Source organism: Paenibacillus maysiensis (assembly GCF_000520815.1).
Classification (GTDB): Bacteria; Bacillota; Bacilli; order Paenibacillales; family Paenibacillaceae; genus Paenibacillus; species Paenibacillus maysiensis.
Map to the genome: position 1 here is coordinate 32,634 of NZ_ASRY01000281.1, position 20,117 is coordinate 52,750.

Here is a 20,117-nt window from a genome sequence, read left to right on the forward strand (position 1 = left end):
TCTTGGTAAGCTAATGCTTGCAGGAGACATTTTTCTTTTAAGAATTGTAATTTATGAAGGGCGCTTCAGCATCGAAGCGCCCTTCGTGTTGTCTATATAAGTGAGCAGAAATGATCTCGGGAAACGGCTCAACGAGCTGCTGAGCCAGTTGCAAATCATGGAGTACATTAATTAAGGCGGATAATCGTCAGGGCTGCGCCTGTCGCGCCGCCTCCGACCAGTGTGGCAGCACCTACGGCCCCGAAAAATTGCACGCTGACGGTTGTAGCGGCTGCTACGTTCACAATAACGGTATTGATATAAGAAGAGAGGGAGAGCACGGGCGAAATGACGGAGCCTGGAGCCTGCACGCCGTTAATGAGCAAACGGGTGCTCAGCGGAAGACCGGCCGTTGTGTTCACCTCATAGGTAATGTAGTAGGTTCCGGCACTCGCCAGTGTCAGCACATCGTTCGTGCGGTCGACTGCATAGAATGACATACCCGGTGCCCGTCTTCCTCATCCCTATTGTAGCTGTGAGAAATACTGTTCATTATATAAAACGCTCGGATGAGTAGGATGGTGCAACTGGGAAATACGGTGATGCAGCTTTGCTTTGTCGATGTCGCCAATCCGGTCGTAACACAGACATAATTGCAAGTGCGGAAGCCAGGTGTAATAGGACGAATTGGTTAAGGCCATCGCATCTTGTGGCGGTTCGATCAGTGTAGCCTGACGGAACCAGTAAATGGCTTGGGCATACTGTTCCGCTTCAATCAATAAATTGCCAAAGGCACAGCAGAACTGGGCGCGTGGTGTGTCGAGAGTAAGCGTGCGAAGCAGAGTGATGCGCTGCTCCTGCTTTTGACCTTGGCGGCCGTAACAATCCGCAAGCTTAAAGCAAGCAGCAATCCGGTCCTCGATCCATCCCTGATTGAGGCTTAAATAGTGTTCGTACTGCTGTATGGCTTCTACCGTTCGTCCGTTGTCATACAGTTCATTGCCAAAATAGTAGTGATCTCGCTCAGAAAATGCGGTGCCCTGCTCCCGGTGCCTGAGATAAATATGTAAATTACGGTCAGTGTAGGCACGTGTCTTTTTATGAGTCACCGCTATATTGCTGTGAAAGGTGCTTCCGGTCACTTGCAGGAATTCATGCACAAATCCGATCCATCTGAAATGACGGTCCCGGCGGACAATCCGGTTTCTTTTGAGCTTATACAGCGGTTGTCCCTGTTCATCTACCGATAACACATAATCCATCGTAATACTGTCATACGAGAGGGTGTCTTGCTTTTTCCAGTCGAGAAATGCCAGTCGGTCTTGCTCTTCCAGGATGTCGTCGGCATCCAGCCAAAATTGATAGTCCTGTGTTGCCTGATCAAATGCATAGTTACGGGCTGCGGAAAAATCATCGCACCATTCAAAATCGTATATCCGGGCATTAAACGATGCGGCTACCTCTTGGGTGCGGTCGGTAGAGCCGGTATCGACGATTATGATTTCATCCACCAGATCATGGACTGATTTGAGGCAGGTGTGAAGTGCTTCTTCTTCATTTTTAACAATCATGCATAAGCTGACGGTTACCATGCTCTTTGTCCCTCCCAAAAAACTTGGTATGATTTCCATTTTATTAGGATAGCTTGCTCATTATGTAGGAATTTAGGTTGAACGATTGAAGGGTATGGTGATGATCATAAATGGGGCAGCGCTCTAATAGATTAGAAAATCAAAGTCTGATGCAAGGGGGGAGGCATGAACCGCCCATTCATTTCACTGTGCATGATTGTAAAAAATGAGGCGGAACGGATCGAAGCTTGCTTCACCTTCAGCATTAATCAGGTGACTTAATGACAGCTCTTGAAAGGCGATGCAGGCAAGCAGTGTATTGATGTTGTTTTCATCGATATTTCCAGGTGTAAGTCCATTCATATCACGCTCACTCCCTTATCGCTTCATCGCAATTAGCGTATGCGTCAAAGCAAGCAGGAGGAACGGTTATGAGGCTTCCGCCTGATGGGAGGCGTCGACTCATGCGTATATTAATCGGCAGTCCGGTGTATCAGAAGCCCGAAATATTAGCTTTATTTCTTCAAGCTTTGGAGCGGCTGGAAGCACCCGATGTGCTGCCGGATTATTTGTTCGTCGATGATAATGACAATCCAGCCTCAAGCCAATGGCTGGCCGATTTTGCGAACCGGCTCCCGGGGCGTGTTTTGCCCCCGCTGTCAGGCTTGCAGCAATATGAGAACCGAAGTGATGAGCGTACCCATTATTGGCCCCCTTCCCTCGTCTGGAAAGTGGCCGGGTTCAAAAATCGTCTCATTGACTACGCGCTTCAGCATCATTACGACGCGCTATTTTTGGTTGATTCAGACCTGGTTCTCCATTCCCGTACTTTATGCAGATTGGTCGAGACGGAGAAGGATATCGTATCCGAGATTTTCTGGACACGCTGGCAGCCCGATGGGGCGTTGTTGCCTCAGGTGTGGGTCAGTGATGAATACAATCTGTTCCATCGTGAAGAAGGTGAAGTGCTATCGGCAGAAGAGCGGGCACATCGCGAGCTACATTTTATACATCAGTTGCATGTTCCCGGTTTGTACGAGGTAGGCGGTCTGGGTGCGTGTACCTTAATTCGCAGACGGGCGCTGGAAGCCGGAATTCATTTTGGCAAGATCTCTAACGTTTCTTTTTGGGGAGAGGATCGACATTTTTGCATTCGGGCGGCGGCGTACGGGTTTTCGCTTTTTGTGGATACGCATTACCCGGCCATGCACTTGTACCGCGAAGCGGACCGCATCAAGGCAGAACAACTGCTACTGACTCTGAATGGAATTATTACGCAGGGCGCAGCTAATACGGACGATCAAGAAGCTTCACTCACTCCTGAAAATTCAAATATTCCAGAAAATTCTCCATCCAACACTGCCTCTAAAGCCCCTGAAATCACCATTCCACCGGATCTCCGCGAGTCTACTGTCTTTGCAAAGCATCCTGCGGATTCTTTTGTCGTGCCAACAGCCTTATCCGGTCCACGACATAGTGAGCTTCATGCTCCGCCTGTCTTCAGGCCCAAATTGACACTGAGCATGACGGTATACAATGAGGCAGATCGCAAGCTTGCAGAAGTGCTTCGAAGTCATCGGGAATATATTGATGAAGCGGTCATTATTGATGATGGCAGCCGTGATGATAGCGGTGAATTGTGCCGGGATCTGCTAAAAGGGATTCCACTGCGTTTGATCCGTAATGAGAGGGCCTCCTTTACGAATGAAGTGGAGCTGCGAAAACAGCAATGGAGAGAGACGCTGGCATCTTCCCCGGAATGGATTTTAAACATGGATGCTGACGAAATATTTGAATCCCGATTTGCTCAAGCTGTGCATGCTTTATTAGCCGGAACGAAAGCCGATACCCTTTGTTTCAGGCTGTTTGATATGTGGTCTCCCACGCATTACCGTGATGATGATTACTGGCAGGCCCATCGTTATTACCGTCCTTTTTTAACTCGGTATCGAGATAGCTTTCCTTATAAATGGAAAGAGCAATACTTGCATTGCGGGAGATTTCCCGATAATGTGCTTGAGCTTCCCAGTGAAATTAGCGACTATCGTATCCAGCACTGGGGCTGGTATACACCAGCTATTCGCACATCCAAATATGAACGCTATCAACAACTGGACCCGGATGCCCGTTATGGGTGGAAGGAACAATATGAGTCCATTTTGGACCCAACTCCCCGTCTCAGTCTCTGGATAGACCCAGGCCGGGATGATGTAAGCAATATACATGAGGCTGAATCCGGAGACACTGCCAGCATAAAATCCGATGTGAGCACGGGCATGAATATCGAGGATGCGACTACTGAGAATAAAATTGAAGCAATTCATACCGTTGAAGCTGTTCAAATGGCTAACGCTGCCAACCCCGTTGAAACTGCTCCTGCTCATGAAGTTATTAACCCTTCGAGCCCTGTCAACACAAGTGCTGTCGCTAAGATTGCTAGTGTTCATGCTATTATTGGCTCCCGTACGCTTACCAAAGGCGAAATAGAGGACGCGCTTTATGAAAAAGGGAAAGGAGAAGAACAGGGCATGGCGTGCAAACTGTGCGGCTCGTCCAATACGGCGGTGTTCCATCGGTATGAACATTTTACATTGATAGGATGCGGCTCCTGCGGACTTATTTTTCGCCATGATGTGGATCAGATACAGCCTGAGGATATGATCGCAGATATTTATAACGTCAAATGGGTCGCCATGCGCGATAGTGCAGCCGCTTCGACCTACGGGGACCATGCTCTTTTCGGACTCATGCTGCTGGATATGTTCAGTCCCGGTAAAGGAAATTTGCTGGAAATCGGATCAGGTACGGGAGAATTTATTCATGCTGCCCTTCAAAGTGGATGGAATGCTGTGGGCATTGAGCCTTCCATAGACTCGCGCGCATATGCCAAATACAAATATGACGTGGATCTGCTGCCGGGCTACTGGAATGGCGATACAGGGATAGAAACAGGAGAAGAAGTGGCGAATGAAGCGCCAGAAACAGAGGGAGATACTGCCTTATCACTGGATCACGAATATGAGGCCGTTGCATGCTGGCATGTGCTGGAGCATATTGCAGACCCCGTAGCATTTTTAACGGATTTACGCGAGCAGCTTCAACCGGATGGAACGTTATACATTACAGTACCCAACAAAAACTCGTTTACTAATGAGGCTTATGGTGCTCACTCGCCTTTATTTACCGAGGAAGATCATTTGTATCATTATTCAGAGCACACGCTGACACGTTTGCTGGCGAAGTCCGGTCTGCGCCCGGTGGCCCTGTTCACCCGTCAGCTTCCTTCCGGTCTGGACGCCTTGATAGAGGCACATCCCTTGTATGGCGAGCTTACTTTCACGGAGCGGATGGGGCTGTTGGCCAAACTTCAAGGTGAGAAACGTGGTCATGAGCTATGTTGTGTGGCAAAGGCGATCTGAGCTGGCTGGGGGAATATGCGGTCTGACCCCATACCGTTTCACCTTTCATTCAAAAAAGGAGGCTGCATCCATGAACGCTGCTGATCCGTACCTCTCCCGTTTTTTCGTGCATTCTGACCCCAATACCTCCAGCCTGATCTACAGGCTGCCCCAAAGCTGGTGGAGCCGTCCCTATGAGTATGAGTGGTGTCTGCACTTTATGTCCGGGCAGGATACGGTGCTTGACGCGGCATGTGGTATTCCGCATCCGTTCAAGTTTGAGCTGGCCCGGCGCTGCGCTCAGGTCTATGCCTGCGATCTGGATATGAGGATCGTTTCCGTGGATGCCATATTGGCCGAAGTGCGCCGGGATATCGGAGAGGAGGCTGCCGAGCGTGTTCAGGAAATTTTACCGATTCGTCTTCACTCTGCGCATGCTAATTTAACCGCCTTGCCTTATGAGGATGCCAGTTTTGACAAAATTGTATGTATTTCAGTACTGGAGCATCTAACCCCTGATGACTCGTTAGCTGCCTTGCGTGAATTTCACCGGACTTTGCGGGATGACGGGATGCTTCTGCTGACCTTTGATTATCCTACGGTTAATCTGTCCACAATGGAGCAATGGATGAGTCGGGCGGGGTTTTCGTACTGGAGCGACGTTGATCTCAACCTTCCGCCGGACGCCTTGCATACGGATTTGTGGGGCGGTTTGCATTGTTTCAGGGCTGTTTTGAAAAAATATAAGAGTTAACGGTATGCGCAATGAGGTTTACACGGACCTCTCTTATTGCTTAACATGAGAGGGGTCCGAACTGTAAATCTGCATAGGAAAGGAATGACTGACAACTACATGAACAATGCACCTGTGTTGAAGAAACCTGAGGCTATGGTATTTGATATGGACGGTACACTTTTTCAGACGGAGACGCTGCTGCTTCCTGCGTACCACAAGCTGTTTGATACGCTGCGCGCCGAAGGGCTTTTTGAAGGAGAGACGCCGCCCGAGGAGCTTATTTTGAATAGTTTGGGTATGCTGCTGGATGAAATCTGGAGAAGAGTAATGCCGGAAGCCAGCGAAGCGGCCCACAGAAGAGCGGACGAGCTGCTGCTCCAGTTGGAGCTGGAGGGATTGAAGAACGGAAGTCATGCCCTGTATCCACATGTAAAAGAAACGCTCCAGACCCTCCACGAGCAGGGTGTTCGGTTGTTCGTAGCCAGTAACGGACTGGAGGATTATGTAAAAGGGATAGCGGCTGCATATGAAATGGTCCCGATTTTTGAAGGACTGTATAGCGCTGGTGAATACAGCACACTTTCCAAAGTGAATTTGCTGGAGATTTTGTTGAGCAAGCACGGGATTTCAAACGTATGGATGGTAGGTGACCGTTCTTCTGATGTGGAGGCAGGCAAAAAGAACGGACAAACAGTCATCGGCTGCGCCTATGCTGGATTTGGCGTAAACGACGAGTTGAAGGGTTCCGATGCGATTATTACGGACTTCACGCAGTTGCTCACACTTTATAAAAACGCCGAGTAGCTACGAAGCACAGGTTACTGGTTATAGAAATGCTTGACGTACCCATATAAAAAACATGCGAGGCTAGTCGAATAAATGACAAAACAAGGAAGGCGGCCGCTTTTACGCGGAGCCTTCCTTTGCTTTATTTTCAGTTTTGCTTTCGGTTTTGCTTTCGGTTTTGCTTTCAGTTTTGCTTTCAGTTTTGCTTTCAGTTTTGCTCTCTGTGTTGTGATCCGTCAGAGGTTTTGGATTAATTTGTGTGTGATAGACCCATAAGGCGTATTCCATGGGCTTGGCGATAGAGCGGCGGTAGGTTTCTTTTTCACCGATACGTGCAAATACCTCGCGTGCTGGCTTCGGATTGACCTCCAGTACATAAATGCGACCGTCCTTGTTGATCGCCAAATCGAGCGCAAGCTCGCACAATGCCCCGTAGCTTTTCTCCAGATAAGCAGCGATATCCAGACCGAGCTTTTCCCCTTGCTTGATGATCTTCTCTCTCTGGTTTTCATCACGAATCCATTGCGTCAGCAGTTGTTTCATCGGTACCGCCTTGCCTCCGCCATGCAGGTTGGAAGTGACGCTGCGATGTGCCCCGATCCGTCCTGCACATCCGGTTAACTCCCATGTCCCCTGGCCATTTTTTTGCACCAGCATACGGTAATCATGAACCCTGCCATTGGGCAGTTGCACAGGAATGCCCTCCTGAACAATGTAATTATCCATGTTCCAGCTACTCAAACGTGGCTCCAGACGGTCCAGACGCACCCGCTGTTGAGGAATAATATGACGTTTGCGATTGCGGCCCTCGACCAGATACAGGCCGCTCTGCTTGTTAACAGGCTCAATGCGTAAAATTCCGCGTCCTCCGGTACCGTTAATCGGCTTGAGGTAGACCAGTGAATTCTTTTTGAGCATCCGCCTTACACTATGAAATCCTACGAACGGCTCCGTTTCAGGGAGATGTGATCGGAAGGCAGACTTTCTCGCAAGCTGCTGATGAATGGCCCATTTGTTACTCAGTGGCCGGTTTAAATATACGAGATCAGTATATTGCACCCGAAATTCCTGCAACTGACGATATCGTTCACTGCGCTGTACCCGGCAACGGTCGAAAATCATATCCGGGAATTCACGCCATTTAAGGGCCCATTTTCCACTGTGCGGATCATACATTTGGGCAAGGAGCAGCTTGCGATCCTTGTGGACATCGGCTGGAGTGAATACATACATATCCAGCCCCAGTCTTTTACCTTCTGTAATCATGCGCTCATATATGGCGCGTTCCTCCAATTGCTTTTTGTTGTTCAAATACAAGGCCATGATGCCTAGGACAGGTTTTGGCACAGCATTCCACCTTCCTCTGCCGTCTGCTCATCTTCGGACAGCTCCCCGCGAAATACGAGGGTGGGCTTTCCGGTCGGTCCAGTCGTCATTTCATGCGCCACAAGTCCTGCGTGAAAGCAGGTTTTGAGACTGGCCATATTGTCGGCGGCCACGCTGCACGTCAGGCGACGCAGCTGTTTGAGCTGGGCGGACAGCAGTCTAGCGCCCAGTCTGCGGCCCCGATAAAGCGGACGAATGATCACGATGCACGCATCCTCACCGTAATTCAGAGCGAGACAAAAGCCCGCAATCCGTAGCCCTCCCTCCGTGCGCAGATAAGCGCACAGGAGGGAGGAGCCGGGGGATTTTAATTGCTCCGGCGTTAAAACGGCCAACTGCCGCAGGGCATCTCGGGTAATGCGCATGCCACCTGAGCTGCGGGCCAGAAACAGTAGTTGCCGTCGTCTCAGCAGCCAGCTCCGGGCAGGCAAATGTTGAACATCGCTAATGTGCGGCATGATTCCACTTCCTTGACTCATAATTTCATTCGTCCGGCCAAATAGGAGCTGTACTGGAATATGCGTCTCAGCGATTTTTGACGAATTTCCGGCTCGTCGAATTTCATGGGTTTGGCGTTGGCTTCAAAAAACCAGGGAGTACCGAGCGTATCCACCCCCAAATCCATAGACATTTCCCCATGAGAAAGGCCGGAGCCACGTTCAATTTGGCGTGCGATCTGAATGGCCGTACTTTTGATCTTGTTCAGCAGGACCGTGCTGCTTTCAGGCCCAAACAACGCAGACAGCAGCTTGAACGGGTCCTCCACACTTCCACCGCGAGGGACATGTGTCGTAATACTTCCTTTGCCTGCCAATCTGGCACCAACTCCGGTAATGCTCCATGAGCCACGGGCGTTTTTTTGCACCAGGAGCCGCAGGTCGAACGGCTTTTTCTGATAGGTTACCAGCTCGATACCCTGCTGGATGATATAAGGTGACGCACCCGCTTCCCGGCGGATGCGCCCCCACAGTCGGGACAATGATACCGACCTGTAGGTTACACTTTTTTTGTCATGCTGAATCGTCAGCCTGTAGGCCATCAGATGGTCCGGCTGGTATTTGAGAATCATAATCCCTTTTCCGGCCTTACCGTTCTCCGGCTTGAGATACAGGTATGGATACGCAGACAGCATTTTCCCCAAGGCAGACAAATTGCTTAACCGTTTGGTTGCCGGAACGAGCTGACGAGTGGATTCCGAGGCACGGAGCCATTTGAACAGCTCCCATTTGTTGAAAAAGCCCGGATTGTACAGCTCAATGCCAGAGGCATGTGAAATTTCATCCAGCTTTGTGCGCACAGAGGTTTTAAGCTCATAATTGCGGTTCGGGATGCGATTATAAATGACCTGAGGCAGTGGAAAATTCTGTTCCTCCCACGTCTGTGAGCTTTTGCTGAAAATATAGCCCTTGACCGTTTCGGATGCCAGCTTCAGATCCCTGACGGTAATGATGTACACCTGATAGCCCATCCGTGTTCCGGTTTCAAGAATATCCTTAAAATTGCGCTGATTACCCTTAAAAAATTGTCCTTGGTCGTGCACGGTCAATACGGCAACGACTGGTTTTTGCTGCGCCCGGGTATTCATAGTTCCTCTTTTCTGCGGAATTTACTGAGGTAAAGACAGTGGTCCAAAATATGCTCCACGGATGCTTTACCCTCCGCACGCAACGATGGATGCTGAAAAATGGATCGCCCCGGCTTGGAGTTAGCTTCGAACATCCATACCTTTTCCTGCTGGTCAATGCCCAGATCGAAGCCGATTTCACCCAGCAGATGCTGGTGATGGTGCTCGATAGCTTCTGCGAGCGTAACCGCTGCGTTCTTGGCGCGCTGAAGCACCTCACCCGCCCGGTCTCCGAATACCCGGTTCAGCGCCTGCTCGGGTGTCATGAGGGAGCCGCCGTTTTTAATATGGGTCGTGACACTGCCGCGTCCGGCCTTTTTGGCTCCAATTCCGACGACGACCCACTGGTTATTGCCGTTCTTGTGCATATGAAATCGGAAATCAATCGGGCAATTGTCAATCTCAATCAGCTGGATACCCTGCTGAATGACGTAGCCCTTTAACGTCTGGCCCTGATTGGAGTGAAGCATACGGAGCATGGAGTTAAAAGAGGTAAAGCGCAGCAATACATTGCTGTTTTTCTTACGGTACCTCACATAATAACCTTGCTTTGGAACATGGGAGAGACGGTAAATTCCTTTGCCGAGACTGCCCCCGCTCGGCTTGTAATAAGCAAATTGGTGACGGTCCAGCATACCCCGGATACGCTCTGAGTTGGGGTTCATATACGATTCGGGGACATAACGGTTGACCTCCGGGTTATTTTCCAGTAGATGATAGATATCCGATTTGTTGAAGAAGCTCCAGTTGAAGAAGGGAATCCGTTTGCGGGAAAAGCGCTCGCGCAACTGATTGATCGCCGGAGAAAAATCAGAGCGGCGGCTCGGCAGCCGATTATAAATCACGTCCGGCAGGGGTACGATTTTACGTGTAAAATCCCCACCCGAGGACAGAAAATAGCCGTTAATTGTATCATTTTGCCAGTTGATATCCCGAGGGGTGAAGACGAAAATATAAGATTTCTTGCTGCCTTCCTTCAGCAGTTGCTTAATGAAGCCCGTGCGTGAGCCAAAAGGGCGGGTGGCAGAGGCGGTGCCGTCAGACAGCACGCCAATTAACGGTCCGAGCTGTATATCTCCATCCAGATTCCGCAAATAGATGGCCCCGCTTTTAGGAACACGGATGGCATTACGCAAGCCTGAGGTCAGGTACAGATGGCGTCCCGCCTTCTGAATCGGTTTTATCGTCGCGGGAATCTGATCCTTGCCGAGCCGCAGACGAATGGACTTGGTTCCGGATAATTTAAGGCTTTTCAACAAGGAAGTGGATATATACGCCACCTTGTCGGGCTGCTGTGAGAAATGCACATTGCAATGCGTTAAACTCATCTGTTTATCCTCCTATACCGTATGTTCAAGGGAGGCGCCCGCGCCCTTTGACCCCGTCGGTTTCGAATGAGTCATTAAATACCGGGCATATTCGAGCGGGCGGTTGACTGACCGGTAAGCGCACTCTGGCTGACGGGTCTGAAAGAAGGAGGCCCGACCCGGCCGGGAATTAACCTCCAATAGCCAGATGTTCCCGCTCCGGTCAATACCGTAATCAATTCCCAGCTCGCCAAGGCGGCCGTATCGTTCCTCCAGCGCCCCGGTAATGGTCAGGGACAGCGCCATCATCTGCCCGATGATGAGACGCGTGCTGTCCGCGCCATATTGTTCACGAAGGTAAGACTCTGCCGGATGGGCTTTACCCCCTCCGTGCAGATTGGAAGTCAGGGTTCCTTTCCTGCCTTCTCTCACGGCAAAGCCCGTCAGGCGCCAGCAGCCGTTGCCGTCCTTTTGCATGAGCGCGCGGACATCAAAGGGATGACCGCTTTGGCTCCTTAATTTCAAATAAGGCTGCACGATATAGGATCGTCTGCGTGCAATCCCGTCGACCCATGATAATCCGGCATCTAGCTCGGAAAACAGGCGCCGGAACGGACGGTTTCGGGAGTCTCTGCCCTGCACGAGCAGTGCGGTGTCTCCGTCCGTTAGTCGTAGATACAACGTGCCCTTGCCATGCGATCCGGCCTGGGGCTTCATAAATAGCGCCGAATGGCGATGCAGCCATTCTACAAGCTGAGCCGTGTCCCGGTAAGGCGCCGTAGGCGGCACAAAGAGACGCACTTCATCTATTGCGTGCAGCGTACGATATACCTGCCATTTGCCGGGCAAGTTACGCGACCAGTAGATGAGCTTGCGTGATTCCTGCTCTGCTATATGCTCCAGTGCGTGCCCGGCGCTCTGGCTACCGTGGGCGTGGAAACAGCGATTATACACAATATCAGGCAAAGGGAATCGGCCGGATGTCCATACTCCATCGCGATAGGTATAACCTCGTATGGAGTGATCTTCGGGCGAAATTCCTTCGGCGGTAAACGCCATTACGTTAAGGCCGGAGCGCCTGCCCAACAGACTTAGCCTGCGGCAAAACTCCGCTTCGGTAATCGGGGGAATCGCCGCCTGATTCCGGCTGACGAGCACGCCCAGTGTGTCTGGTACGACAAGAGACACCGATAACAGCCTCCTTTGGCAGCTGGATTCCGTAAGAGACGGATTTATTTGAATCCGGCTGAATAACGGCAATATTCAATCATTTTCTTCACAGACGGTCGGGTTTTCTGATCATTTAACGGCGTATTGTCATTTTTCGAAGGTTTGGAGTTGACCTCCAGCAACCAGATATGCCCCGTGCTGTCAATCGCCAGATCAATGCCAAATTCCGCGAAATGGGCTGGAATCGCCTTCTCAACGCCGTTTGCAATTTCGAGCGCAGCTGTTTTCAGATGAGTCTGTCCGTTCGATTTGACTAAGGCAGGCAGCGTGGTTTTGGCCAAGGCCTCCTTGACCGTGCTCAGCGTGCCACCTCGCGCCAGATTGGACACAAAATGGCTCCCCCCGGCAATCCGGGCGACGATGGAGGTCACGGTCCATTCGCCAGAGGCGTTTTTCTGCACAAGCGCACGAAAGTCAACCGGACGCTTGCCGTGATCAATCAGGGTAAGGCCCTGCTGGAGCTGGAAGCGCGTCGTTTTCATTTTTCCTGCCAAGCCTTTGTACAGCTTTTCGACGTTCGGATACATTTGCTTTCTGGGTGTGCCGGCGGTGGTGGACAGTACGCAAAAGGTGCCATCGTCTTGCTTCGTAATGCGCATAATGCCTTTGCCCAGACTTCCCCTTACAGGCTTGAGAAAAACGGTGGGGTACTGGTGACACATTTTTTTGAAGACCGCAAAGGTTTGTAACAAGTGGGACTCGGGTAAATACTTGCGCAGGGATGAATTGGATTTAAGCGCGTCGAACACTTCATTTTTATCGAGAAACTTTTCATTAAAAATGGTCGTGCCGTACTGTGATTTTACTTCTTTCATAAAATGCTGTACGCTAGTTCTGTTCTCGAGTTTACGAGAGGTGAGCCGGTTATTGACGACATCCCCGGCGGGCATGACGGTCTTTTTCCAGCCTCCGTCATAGACCCATCCCTGAACGCGTCCGGGCTGATTTCCAATATGCTCCGGGGTGAAAAAATACACATATGCTCCTTGTCTGCGGCATTCCCCGACCAGTTCACGGCAGAACAGGGTGATCGACCCGAAAGGCTTGTCGGGCTGTTCGGGATAGTCCCGACTGACCAGCACGCTAATAAGTGGGCCCACTCGAAGTGTCCGGCGTCCTCGGCTGTAGGTTACTCGCAGCCCACAATTGGAATGAAGTCCCATTTTGCGGGCCAGCACGCTTCCCACACGCAGGCCGCTGTAACGGGGTACCGAAATGACGGTAACCTGCTGGCGGAACGAACCGAAGGCGAGCTGTACGGGGTGGCCTGCGGATATTTTCCATTTGCGAAGCAAGGACTCGCCGACCATGAGTACGTCATCCTGCAAGATGCCCGATCCGATGATTTGAATCGTTGTTTTTTTGATGGACATCGTGGATCTCCTTCCAGGCAGCAACTTGATGTCTTAAAAGTAACGGGAAACGTGAAGGGCTGTAATAGCACTGATTCATCATATGAGGACATATATCCCTTGGTGATTGACGGACAATGTGAAATGTTTGCACTATTATTTGAATTGGAGGAAATAACGAATATGAATATCTATGACAAAGCCCATGATTTGGCGAAAGCGTTGAAGGAAAGCAAAGAGGTAGAGGAAATTACGTCAGCGATGAAGCTGATTGAAACCGACCCGGAAGCCAAGAAAATGCTCGATGATTTCCGTGAGCGCCAAATGGAAGTACAGCAGCGGATGATGAGCGGTGATATGCCGGCACAGGAAGAGATGGAAAAAATGGAAAAGCTGTTCGAGGTGCTGAGCCTGAACCTAAATATCCGCCGTCTGTTCGACGCCGAACGCCGCCTGAGCGTGATCATCGAGGACGTTAACAAAATTATCGCAGACAGCCTTCAGCATTTGTACGGCTCGTCTCTGTAAGTTTGTCTCATATTCCTTCCTGCCCTCTCATAGACTAGATACATAGAGTCACAGGGAGAGGAAGGGATAACATTGGGTACCTTTAAAAAATGGAAACACGGCTTGTACACACTGATTGCGCTGGCTATGGTGCTTACCGCGCTGCCGCGTATCTCGCTCACGGGCGGACTGAACTGGGTCAACGGCTTCGGTATCGTCTGGGTACTGTTCGCGCTGCTTGTCATCGGAGCGAATCTGCACTTTTTGCTTGGCGTGGATGAGGAAAAAAGGAAAACGCTGGAGCGTGTGCGGCGGGCCAAAATGAAGCAGTGGCAGATGAAATGGGATAAAGAAGCTGATAAAGGCAGCACGCTATAAAGGTTTCCTCCCGGCTTGTCGTGAGCATGCTCTGATGCTGTCTATCCGTGATAGTTAAGAAGCGGTCCCTGTAAAAAGGAGATCGCTTTTTGCTATTTCTGGCCTTGAAATTCAGTGATTCACGAGGGTCTAAAAAGCTAGGGTTTTGTGCTATAATAGATACAGAATGATACAGATTGAACGTTGGGGGTGTAACAGATTTGGACGGGCTAGATGAAACGGTTACGAAGCATGAGCAGCTATTGCGTCATATCGAGCAGTTGAAAATAGGCTCCAAAATTTCTGTGCGCAGGTTGGCTAAAGAAATGAGTGTCAGCGAAGGAACGGCCTACCGGGCCGTGAAGGAAGCGGAGAACCTGGGGATCGTTATTACCAAGGAAAGGATCGGGACGGTACGGGTGGAAAAGCGTCCGCGCGGGTTGTCCGAGCAGCTAACCTTTGCGGATGTTGTGAATATCGTGGAAGGGCATGTACTAGGGGGAAGCGAGGGACTGGAAAAGCCCTTGCACAAGTATGTCATCGGAGCGATGCGTGAAGAGGCGATGGCCCGATACATCGATGCAGGCAGCCTGCTGATCGTCGGTAACCGCGAGGATGCGCACTCCCTTGCGCTGGAGCAGGGAGCTGGTGTGCTGATTACAGGCGGCTTCGGGACGAGCCGGGAGGTCAAGCAACTGGCGGACCAGATCAGCTTGCCGATCATTTCCTCGCGTCACGATACCTTTACGGTGGCCTCTATGATTAACAGAGCGATTTTCGACCGCTTGATCAAAAAGAAAATTATGCTGATTGAAGACATCGTGGCAGGCAAACCGAAGACGCAGACCTTGAAAATCAACAGTACTCTTACCGAATTTGAAGAGCTTTCGGTGACGACTGGAAACCACCATTTTGCGGTGGTGGATGAATGGAACCGTCTGATCGGCATCGTCAGCCGCAAGGATGTGGAGGGATTGCAACCCGAGCATACGATGGACAAATGCCTGATCCGCAATCCGGTAACCGTGACCTACCAGACCTCGCTCGCTTCGGCTGCGCAGATGATGGCGTGGGAAGGTGTGGATTATTTACCGGTCGTGGATCGCAACCGCAAGCTGCTGGGTTCCGTTACACGGCGGGAGGTACTGGATGCACTGCGCAACGCCCAAAAGCAGCCTCAGCTTGGCGAGACGTTCGACCAGCTGATCTGGAACGGATTTGCCGAGGAGCGTGATGAGGACGGATCATTATTTTTTCGTGGCTTCGTCATTCCTCAGATGGCGACCAATCTGGGTACCATCTCGGAAGGCGTGCTGGTGAACGTGATGACACAAGCGGGTTACCGGGCGGCCAGAGACATGAGCGGGAAGGATTATGTGCTGGACAATTTAACGACCTATTTTATCAGACCGGTACAGATCGAGGATGCCATAGTCCTTCGTCCGTTGTTGCTGGAAACGAGCCGCCGCAGCTGCAAGCTGGAAATTGCAATTTCACGGGAAAATCAATTGGTATGCAAAGCGGTGATGACACTTCATTCCATTGAACACGGCTAGTGTCCATTCGTGTGTGGTAAGTGGAGTCGGAACAGAGCGGGTTAATGACTTTCGGGAAGTCTCTCTCTTGCCTCCAGCCAAATTTGCAGCACACCTTCCATTACAAGCATCGTTTTGACCTGGATTGTATACTCCTTGTCACGAACGGTGTATTTTTTTTGGTGAAGCAGCATGCGTACCAGCTTGCTGTCGGAATCAATCTCGAACATGTCCCGGCCTCGAAGCACCTCCAGATCCCGGCTGACGCGGCGAAGAAGCTCCTTTAGATTAATAGAGTCAATCTTTTCGGCAGAAGCTTCTTCGGCGATTAATTTGATTTCCTTGACAACAGTCTGGCGTTTGCTGTATTTGCGCAGTGTTTTATTGTCCTCCTGCGCTTGCAGGAGCTGGAATTGAAGGTCCTGATTGTTTATCCACAGCTCATTGAAGCTGGCGTGCCAGATGGCATTGTAGACAATCGCTCCGGTAATCATGCCCAGCACAAACACGGAGGATAATTGCATAAAAGGGCGCAGGCGCTCAAAGGGGGGCACTCTCATGGTCTGTTCACCTCACGGACGTCCGTTGCCGCACACCCACTTGACCAGCTCTGCACCCATATGAGCGCCCAAAAAGGCGAAAATCAAATATAATATCTGCTTAATGGCAGGCGACAAATTACCATCCAGCATATTGCTCTCAATGACCCGGATCGGGTCCATCGTTCCTCCCACAGCGGCGGCAAGCGCCCATATTTTAATTCTTCCGGCAACCTCCAGCATCGTCTGGGTAGGCGGCTGAAGCGATACCACAGCTCCCATTCCGCCGAGCATGGCTCCCCCGAGCACGATGCCGAAGGCAATGAAGAAGTCGAGAATCGCTTTGGATATAAAAGTGCTCATGCTCTTTTCCTCCTTAGGTATACGAATCAGGACCGCGCTTGTCCGCCGAGGTCTGTACTTTTATTGTATGGGCGCTACCAACGTGGATATGATAAAATAGTTTGAAGAAAAACAAGCGGTGAAAGGAAGAGAAGCGCATGAGTTCATTTGTGCATTTGCATGTTCACAGCGAGTACAGCCTGCTGGACGGCGCGGCTCGTACCGCGGAGTTGGTCAAACAGGCATCAGCTTACGGAATGAAGGCACTGGCCCTTACGGATCATGGGGTTATGTATGGTGCCATTCCTTTTTATAGAGCGTGTGTGGAGAACGGCATTAAGCCGATTATCGGGTGTGAGGCCTATATGACGGCAGGCTCGCGCAAGGAGCGTGGTAGCCGAAAGGATCAGCCCATATATCATTTAATTTTGCTCGCCAAAAATAAAACAGGTTATCAAAATCTGATGAAGCTGTGCTCTATCGGCCATTTGGAGGGCTTTCACTACAAGCCGCGCATCGACATGGAAGCTTTGGCTGCCCATCATGAAGGCATCATATGCTTGAGCGCATGTTTGGGCGGTGAAGTGCCGCAGCATTTGCTGCATGGTCGGGAAGCCGAGGCAAGGCGGGCGGCGGAACGCTACCGCAACATTTTTGGCGACGATTTTTATCTGGAGCTCCAGGATCATGGTCTGTCGGAGCAAAAACGTGTAAATCCTCTCTTGATCGCACTGGCGAAGGAACTGGATATTCCGCTGGTGGCGACGAATGATGTGCATTATCTGACCGAGCCGGATGCGGATGTTCAGGACGTTCTGATCTGTATCGGGACAGGGAAGACGGTTGATGATGAGGAGCGCCTGCGTATACCGACCCGTCAGTTGTACCTGAAAAGCCAGGAGGAGATGACTCGTTTATTCCCGCATGTGGCGGAAGCCATCGACAATACAGTGCGTATTGCTGAAAAGTGCGAACTGGAGCTGGAATTCGGTCAATCCATTTTGCCTGAATATCGTCCGCTGCCGGAAGGCATGACTCCTTCGTCCTATCTGCGCAGTTTGTGTGTGCAAGGGCTGGAGCGTCGTTATGGGAATGATCTGGGGTGGGAACAATCGGAGGAACGGGAAAGGCTGGAGCAGCGGCTCAGTTATGAGCTGAGCACGATTGACAGCATGGGATTCAGTGATTATTTTCTGATCGTGTGGGATTTTATCGCTTTCGCTCATAAGCATAATATTGCTACTGGCCCCGGACGGGGTTCCTCGGCGGGCAGTCTGGTCGCCTATGTGCTTAACATCACGAATGTGGATCCGATGAAATATAATCTGCTGTTTGAACGGTTTCTGAATCCTGAACGGATTAGCATGCCGGATATAGATATTGATTTCAGCGATGAACGACGGGATGAGGTTATCGACTATGTGGTGCAGAAGTACGGTAACGAGCATGTAGCGCAGATTATTACCTTCGGAACGCTGGCGGCAAGAGCCGCAGTGCGTGACGTTGGGCGTGCGTTGAATGTACCGTATGGCGAAGTGGACAAGGCAGCCAAGCTGATTCCGGCGCAGCTCGGAATTAATATCCGTCATGCGCTTGAGATCACCCCGGAGCTGAAGGCACTGTATGAAACCAAGCCCAAGACGCGCGAACTGCTGGATATGGCGATTAAAGTAGAAGGCATGCCGCGTCATGCCTCAACTCATGCGGCGGGTGTCGTCATTTCGCGGACCCCGTTGACCGATGCAGTTCCGCTTCAAGAGGGGAGTGAAGGGGTTCCCCTGACGCAATACTCAATGGAAAATCTCGAGCGGATTGGTCTGCTGAAAATGGATTTTCTTGGACTGCGTACCCTTTCTATTATTGAACGCTGTATGCGTTGGATTACCGAAGAATATGGGGAAACGCCTGATTTTAGCCGCATCCCTGACAATGACCCACATACCTATGACATGCTGGGCAAAGGCGACACAGGCGGTGTGTTCCAGTTGGAGTCGGCGGGGGTACGCCGGGTGCTCAAGGATCTAAAGCCAAGTGTGTTCGAGGATATTATTTCTGTATTGGCCTTGTATCGTCCGGGTCCAATGGGCTTCATTCCTAACTTTATTCAGGCCAAGCACGGGGAGATTGAGGTTCATTATCCGCATCCTGATCTGGAGCCCATTTTGAAGGATACGTACGGCATTATCGTATATCAGGAGCAAATCATGCAGATTGCTTCGCGCATGGCGGGCTTTTCCTTGGGAGAAGCCGATCTGCTGCGCCGCGCCGTGTCCAAGAAAAAGCGCGAAGTGCTGGATCTTGAGCGAGGTCATTTTGTAGAGGGTAGTGTCAAGCAGGGTTACACGGAAGAGGAAGCCGGAAAAGTCTACGATATGATCGTCCGTTTTGCGGACTATGGATTTCCACGTGCACATGCGGCAGCCTATGGTGTGCTGGCGTTCCAGACGGCGTATCTCAAAGCCCATTATCCGGTGCATTTTATGGCTTCCATGCTGACAGCGGTGATGGGTAGCCACCGGAAAGTGGCGGAATATGTTGTCGAATGCCGTCGTATGGATATGGCGGTCCTGCCGCCTGATGTGAATGAAAGCGGGGTGTTGTTTACTCCGTTGCAGCAGGGTAATATCCGCTTCGGACTGGCCGCGATTAAAAATGTCGGCACGCAGGCGATGGAAAGTATTCTCGCTGTTCGCCAGGAGCGTCCTTTTGACAGCTTGCTCGATTTTTGTCGCCGTGTGGATTTGCGGGTGTGCAATAAGCGGGTGATCGAATCGCTTATTCAGGCAGGGGCGTTTGACTCATTGCCAGGTCATCGGGCACAGTTGCTTGCCATGCTGGATGAAACGGTGGATGCAGCGGTCAAATGGCGCAAGGAACGTGACGATTTGCAAATTGATATGTTTGGTTTTGTGGAAATGCCTAACTGGGATATCGAATATCCCGAAGTACCAAAATTTAGTGCAGGTCAGCAGTTAGAGCTGGAACGTGAGTTGTTGGGACTGTATCTGTCCGGGCATCCGCTGGATGATTTTGAGCCGTTGCTGGAAAGCAGCGATTCGGAGCGTCTGATGGAATTAGGAGATGTGCCGGATGAAGCGGTTGTCGTGACCGCTGGTATGGTTGTGTCGCTCAAGACGATTACGACCAAGCAGGGTAAGGCTATGGCCTTTATCGAGCTGGAGGATCAGATTGAGCGCTGTGAGGTTGTGTTGTTTCCCGAAGTGTGGAAGCGAAGCCACCAGTGGATTGAAAAGGGAGCGCTGCTTGCGCTTCGTGCCAAAATGCAGCAACAGGACGAGCATTTCAAGCTCCTTGCGGACGAAGCCGCGCCGCTGGCGGAGGATTCGCTGGCGCGGCTTCTCCAGCGCCGACGTGCCGGAGCGCGTTCGTCCGCTGCGGCTGGAAAATCCGCGTCAGCGGCTGGCTCTGCCGCTGGTGGTCCCGGCGGGGGAGCACCGCGCGTGCCGT

General features: G+C 51.1%; 18 protein-coding genes. 7 read left to right on the top strand and 11 right to left on the bottom strand.

Going from position 1 to position 20,117, the window contains the following annotated elements:
- Nucleotides 1-167 precede the first annotated feature (167 nt).
- The 3 genes from L696_RS0120985 to L696_RS30655 all read right to left on the bottom strand — a co-directional run bounded on the left by L696_RS0120985 (nt 168) and on the right by L696_RS30655 (nt 1,913).
- A complete protein-coding gene (locus tag L696_RS0120985; protein ID WP_025685387.1) occupies nt 168-479 on the bottom strand; it encodes a BclA C-terminal domain-containing protein in 312 nt (103 codons plus the stop codon).
- Nucleotides 480-503: 24 nt separating this feature from the next.
- A complete protein-coding gene (locus tag L696_RS0120990) occupies nt 504-1,571 on the bottom strand; it encodes a glycosyltransferase (RefSeq protein ID WP_025685388.1) in 1,068 nt (355 codons plus the stop codon).
- Between the two features lie 183 nt (nt 1,572-1,754).
- A complete protein-coding gene (locus L696_RS30655) occupies nt 1,755-1,913 on the bottom strand; it encodes an alpha-helical endospore appendage domain-containing protein (RefSeq protein ID WP_155985448.1) in 159 nt (52 codons plus the stop codon).
- Nucleotides 1,914-2,014: 101 nt separating this feature from the next.
- On the opposite strand from L696_RS30655, the gene L696_RS0121000 reads away from it, so the two are divergent.
- The 3 genes from L696_RS0121000 (at nt 2,015) to L696_RS0121010 (ending at nt 6,488) form a co-directional block, all read left to right on the top strand.
- A complete protein-coding gene (locus L696_RS0121000) occupies nt 2,015-4,969 on the top strand; it encodes a methyltransferase domain-containing protein (protein WP_025685389.1) in 2,955 nt (984 codons plus the stop codon).
- Nucleotides 4,970-5,039: 70 nt separating this feature from the next.
- Entirely contained in the window at nt 5,040-5,702 is a 663-nt protein-coding gene (locus L696_RS0121005) for a class I SAM-dependent methyltransferase (RefSeq protein WP_025685390.1), read from the top strand.
- 84 nt (nt 5,703-5,786) lie between these two features.
- Nucleotides 5,787-6,488, top strand: coding sequence for an HAD family hydrolase (locus L696_RS0121010; RefSeq protein WP_025685391.1), 702 nt, complete (start codon nt 5,787-5,789; stop codon nt 6,486-6,488).
- Nucleotides 6,489-6,590: 102 nt separating this feature from the next.
- Here the strand turns inward: L696_RS0121010 and L696_RS0121015 are convergent, their stop codons facing one another.
- The 6 genes from L696_RS0121015 to L696_RS0121040 are packed head-to-tail and all read right to left on the bottom strand — an operon-like array spanning nt 6,591 to nt 13,390.
- The gene (locus L696_RS0121015; RefSeq protein ID WP_025685392.1) at nt 6,591-7,817 is read right to left on the bottom strand and encodes a YheC/YheD family endospore coat-associated protein; all 1,227 of its coding nucleotides are present in this window, start codon (nt 7,815-7,817) and stop codon (nt 6,591-6,593) included.
- On the bottom strand, nt 7,799-8,314 hold the full coding sequence (locus L696_RS0121020; protein WP_025685393.1) for a GNAT family N-acetyltransferase: 516 nt from the start codon (nt 8,312-8,314) through the stop codon (nt 7,799-7,801). The genes L696_RS0121015 and L696_RS0121020 overlap by 19 nt, the downstream gene beginning before the upstream one ends.
- A gap of 17 nt (nt 8,315-8,331) precedes the next feature.
- Nucleotides 8,332-9,441: a YheC/YheD family endospore coat-associated protein gene (locus L696_RS0121025; RefSeq protein ID WP_025685394.1), complete on the bottom strand. Its 1,110-nt coding sequence runs from the start codon at nt 9,439-9,441 to the stop codon at nt 8,332-8,334.
- Complete coding sequence (locus L696_RS0121030; RefSeq protein ID WP_025685395.1) at nt 9,438-10,808, bottom strand: YheC/YheD family endospore coat-associated protein; 1,371 nt, start codon at nt 10,806-10,808, stop codon at nt 9,438-9,440. The genes L696_RS0121025 and L696_RS0121030 overlap by 4 nt, the downstream gene beginning before the upstream one ends.
- A gap of 12 nt (nt 10,809-10,820) precedes the next feature.
- The gene (locus L696_RS0121035) at nt 10,821-11,975 is read right to left on the bottom strand and encodes a YheC/YheD family endospore coat-associated protein (protein ID WP_025685396.1); all 1,155 of its coding nucleotides are present in this window, start codon (nt 11,973-11,975) and stop codon (nt 10,821-10,823) included.
- A gap of 44 nt (nt 11,976-12,019) precedes the next feature.
- Nucleotides 12,020-13,390 carry a YheC/YheD family endospore coat-associated protein gene (locus L696_RS0121040; RefSeq protein WP_025685397.1) on the bottom strand — a complete coding sequence of 457 codons (1,371 nt, stop codon included), beginning with the start codon at nt 13,388-13,390 and terminating at the stop codon, nt 12,020-12,022.
- Nucleotides 13,391-13,552: 162 nt separating this feature from the next.
- Here L696_RS0121040 and L696_RS0121045 point away from each other — a divergent pair, with 162 nt between their 5' ends.
- The 3 genes from L696_RS0121045 (at nt 13,553) to L696_RS0121055 (ending at nt 15,789) form a co-directional block, all read left to right on the top strand.
- The gene (locus L696_RS0121045; RefSeq protein ID WP_025685398.1) at nt 13,553-13,897 is read left to right on the top strand and encodes a YlbF/YmcA family competence regulator; all 345 of its coding nucleotides are present in this window, start codon (nt 13,553-13,555) and stop codon (nt 13,895-13,897) included.
- Between the two features lie 72 nt (nt 13,898-13,969).
- A complete protein-coding gene (locus L696_RS0121050) occupies nt 13,970-14,254 on the top strand; it encodes a hypothetical protein (protein ID WP_014280689.1) in 285 nt (94 codons plus the stop codon).
- Nucleotides 14,255-14,454: 200 nt separating this feature from the next.
- A complete protein-coding gene (locus L696_RS0121055) occupies nt 14,455-15,789 on the top strand; it encodes a DRTGG domain-containing protein (protein WP_025685399.1) in 1,335 nt (444 codons plus the stop codon).
- A 41-nt stretch (nt 15,790-15,830) separates the two neighbouring features.
- Here L696_RS0121055 and L696_RS0121060 read toward each other — a convergent pair whose 3' ends face one another.
- Nucleotides 15,831-16,328: a sporulation membrane protein YtrI gene (locus tag L696_RS0121060; protein WP_025685400.1), complete on the bottom strand. Its 498-nt coding sequence runs from the start codon at nt 16,326-16,328 to the stop codon at nt 15,831-15,833.
- A gap of 12 nt (nt 16,329-16,340) precedes the next feature.
- Nucleotides 16,341-16,670, bottom strand: coding sequence for a YtrH family sporulation protein (locus L696_RS0121065; protein WP_013309582.1), 330 nt, complete (start codon nt 16,668-16,670; stop codon nt 16,341-16,343).
- Nucleotides 16,671-16,807: 137 nt separating this feature from the next.
- Between L696_RS0121065 and L696_RS0121070 the strand changes: the two genes are divergently transcribed.
- On the top strand, nt 16,808-20,117 hold a 3,310-nt coding region (locus L696_RS0121070), incomplete at its 3' end, for a DNA polymerase III subunit alpha (RefSeq protein ID WP_025685401.1).

Coding starts and splice junctions, on each gene's coding strand:
- L696_RS0120985 (WP_025685387.1), bottom strand. CDS start 479: ATGTCATTCTATGCAGTCGACCGCACGAACGATGTGCTGACACTGGCG.
- L696_RS0121025 (WP_025685394.1), bottom strand. CDS start 9,441: ATGAATACCCGGGCGCAGCAAAAACCAGTCGTTGCCGTATTGACCGTG.
- L696_RS30655 (WP_155985448.1), bottom strand. CDS start 1,913: ATGAATGGACTTACACCTGGAAATATCGATGAAAACAACATCAATACA.
- L696_RS0121065 (WP_013309582.1), bottom strand. CDS start 16,670: ATGAGCACTTTTATATCCAAAGCGATTCTCGACTTCTTCATTGCCTTC.
- L696_RS0120990 (WP_025685388.1), bottom strand. CDS start 1,571: ATGGTAACCGTCAGCTTATGCATGATTGTTAAAAATGAAGAAGAAGCA.
- L696_RS0121040 (WP_025685397.1), bottom strand. CDS start 13,390: ATGTCCATCAAAAAAACAACGATTCAAATCATCGGATCGGGCATCTTG.
- L696_RS0121000 (WP_025685389.1), top strand. CDS start 2,015: ATGCGTATATTAATCGGCAGTCCGGTGTATCAGAAGCCCGAAATATTA.
- L696_RS0121060 (WP_025685400.1), bottom strand. CDS start 16,328: ATGAGAGTGCCCCCCTTTGAGCGCCTGCGCCCTTTTATGCAATTATCC.
- L696_RS0121010 (WP_025685391.1), top strand. CDS start 5,787: ATGACTGACAACTACATGAACAATGCACCTGTGTTGAAGAAACCTGAG.
- L696_RS0121020 (WP_025685393.1), bottom strand. CDS start 8,314: ATGCCGCACATTAGCGATGTTCAACATTTGCCTGCCCGGAGCTGGCTG.
- L696_RS0121005 (WP_025685390.1), top strand. CDS start 5,040: ATGAACGCTGCTGATCCGTACCTCTCCCGTTTTTTCGTGCATTCTGAC.
- L696_RS0121030 (WP_025685395.1), bottom strand. CDS start 10,808: ATGAGTTTAACGCATTGCAATGTGCATTTCTCACAGCAGCCCGACAAG.
- L696_RS0121045 (WP_025685398.1), top strand. CDS start 13,553: ATGAATATCTATGACAAAGCCCATGATTTGGCGAAAGCGTTGAAGGAA.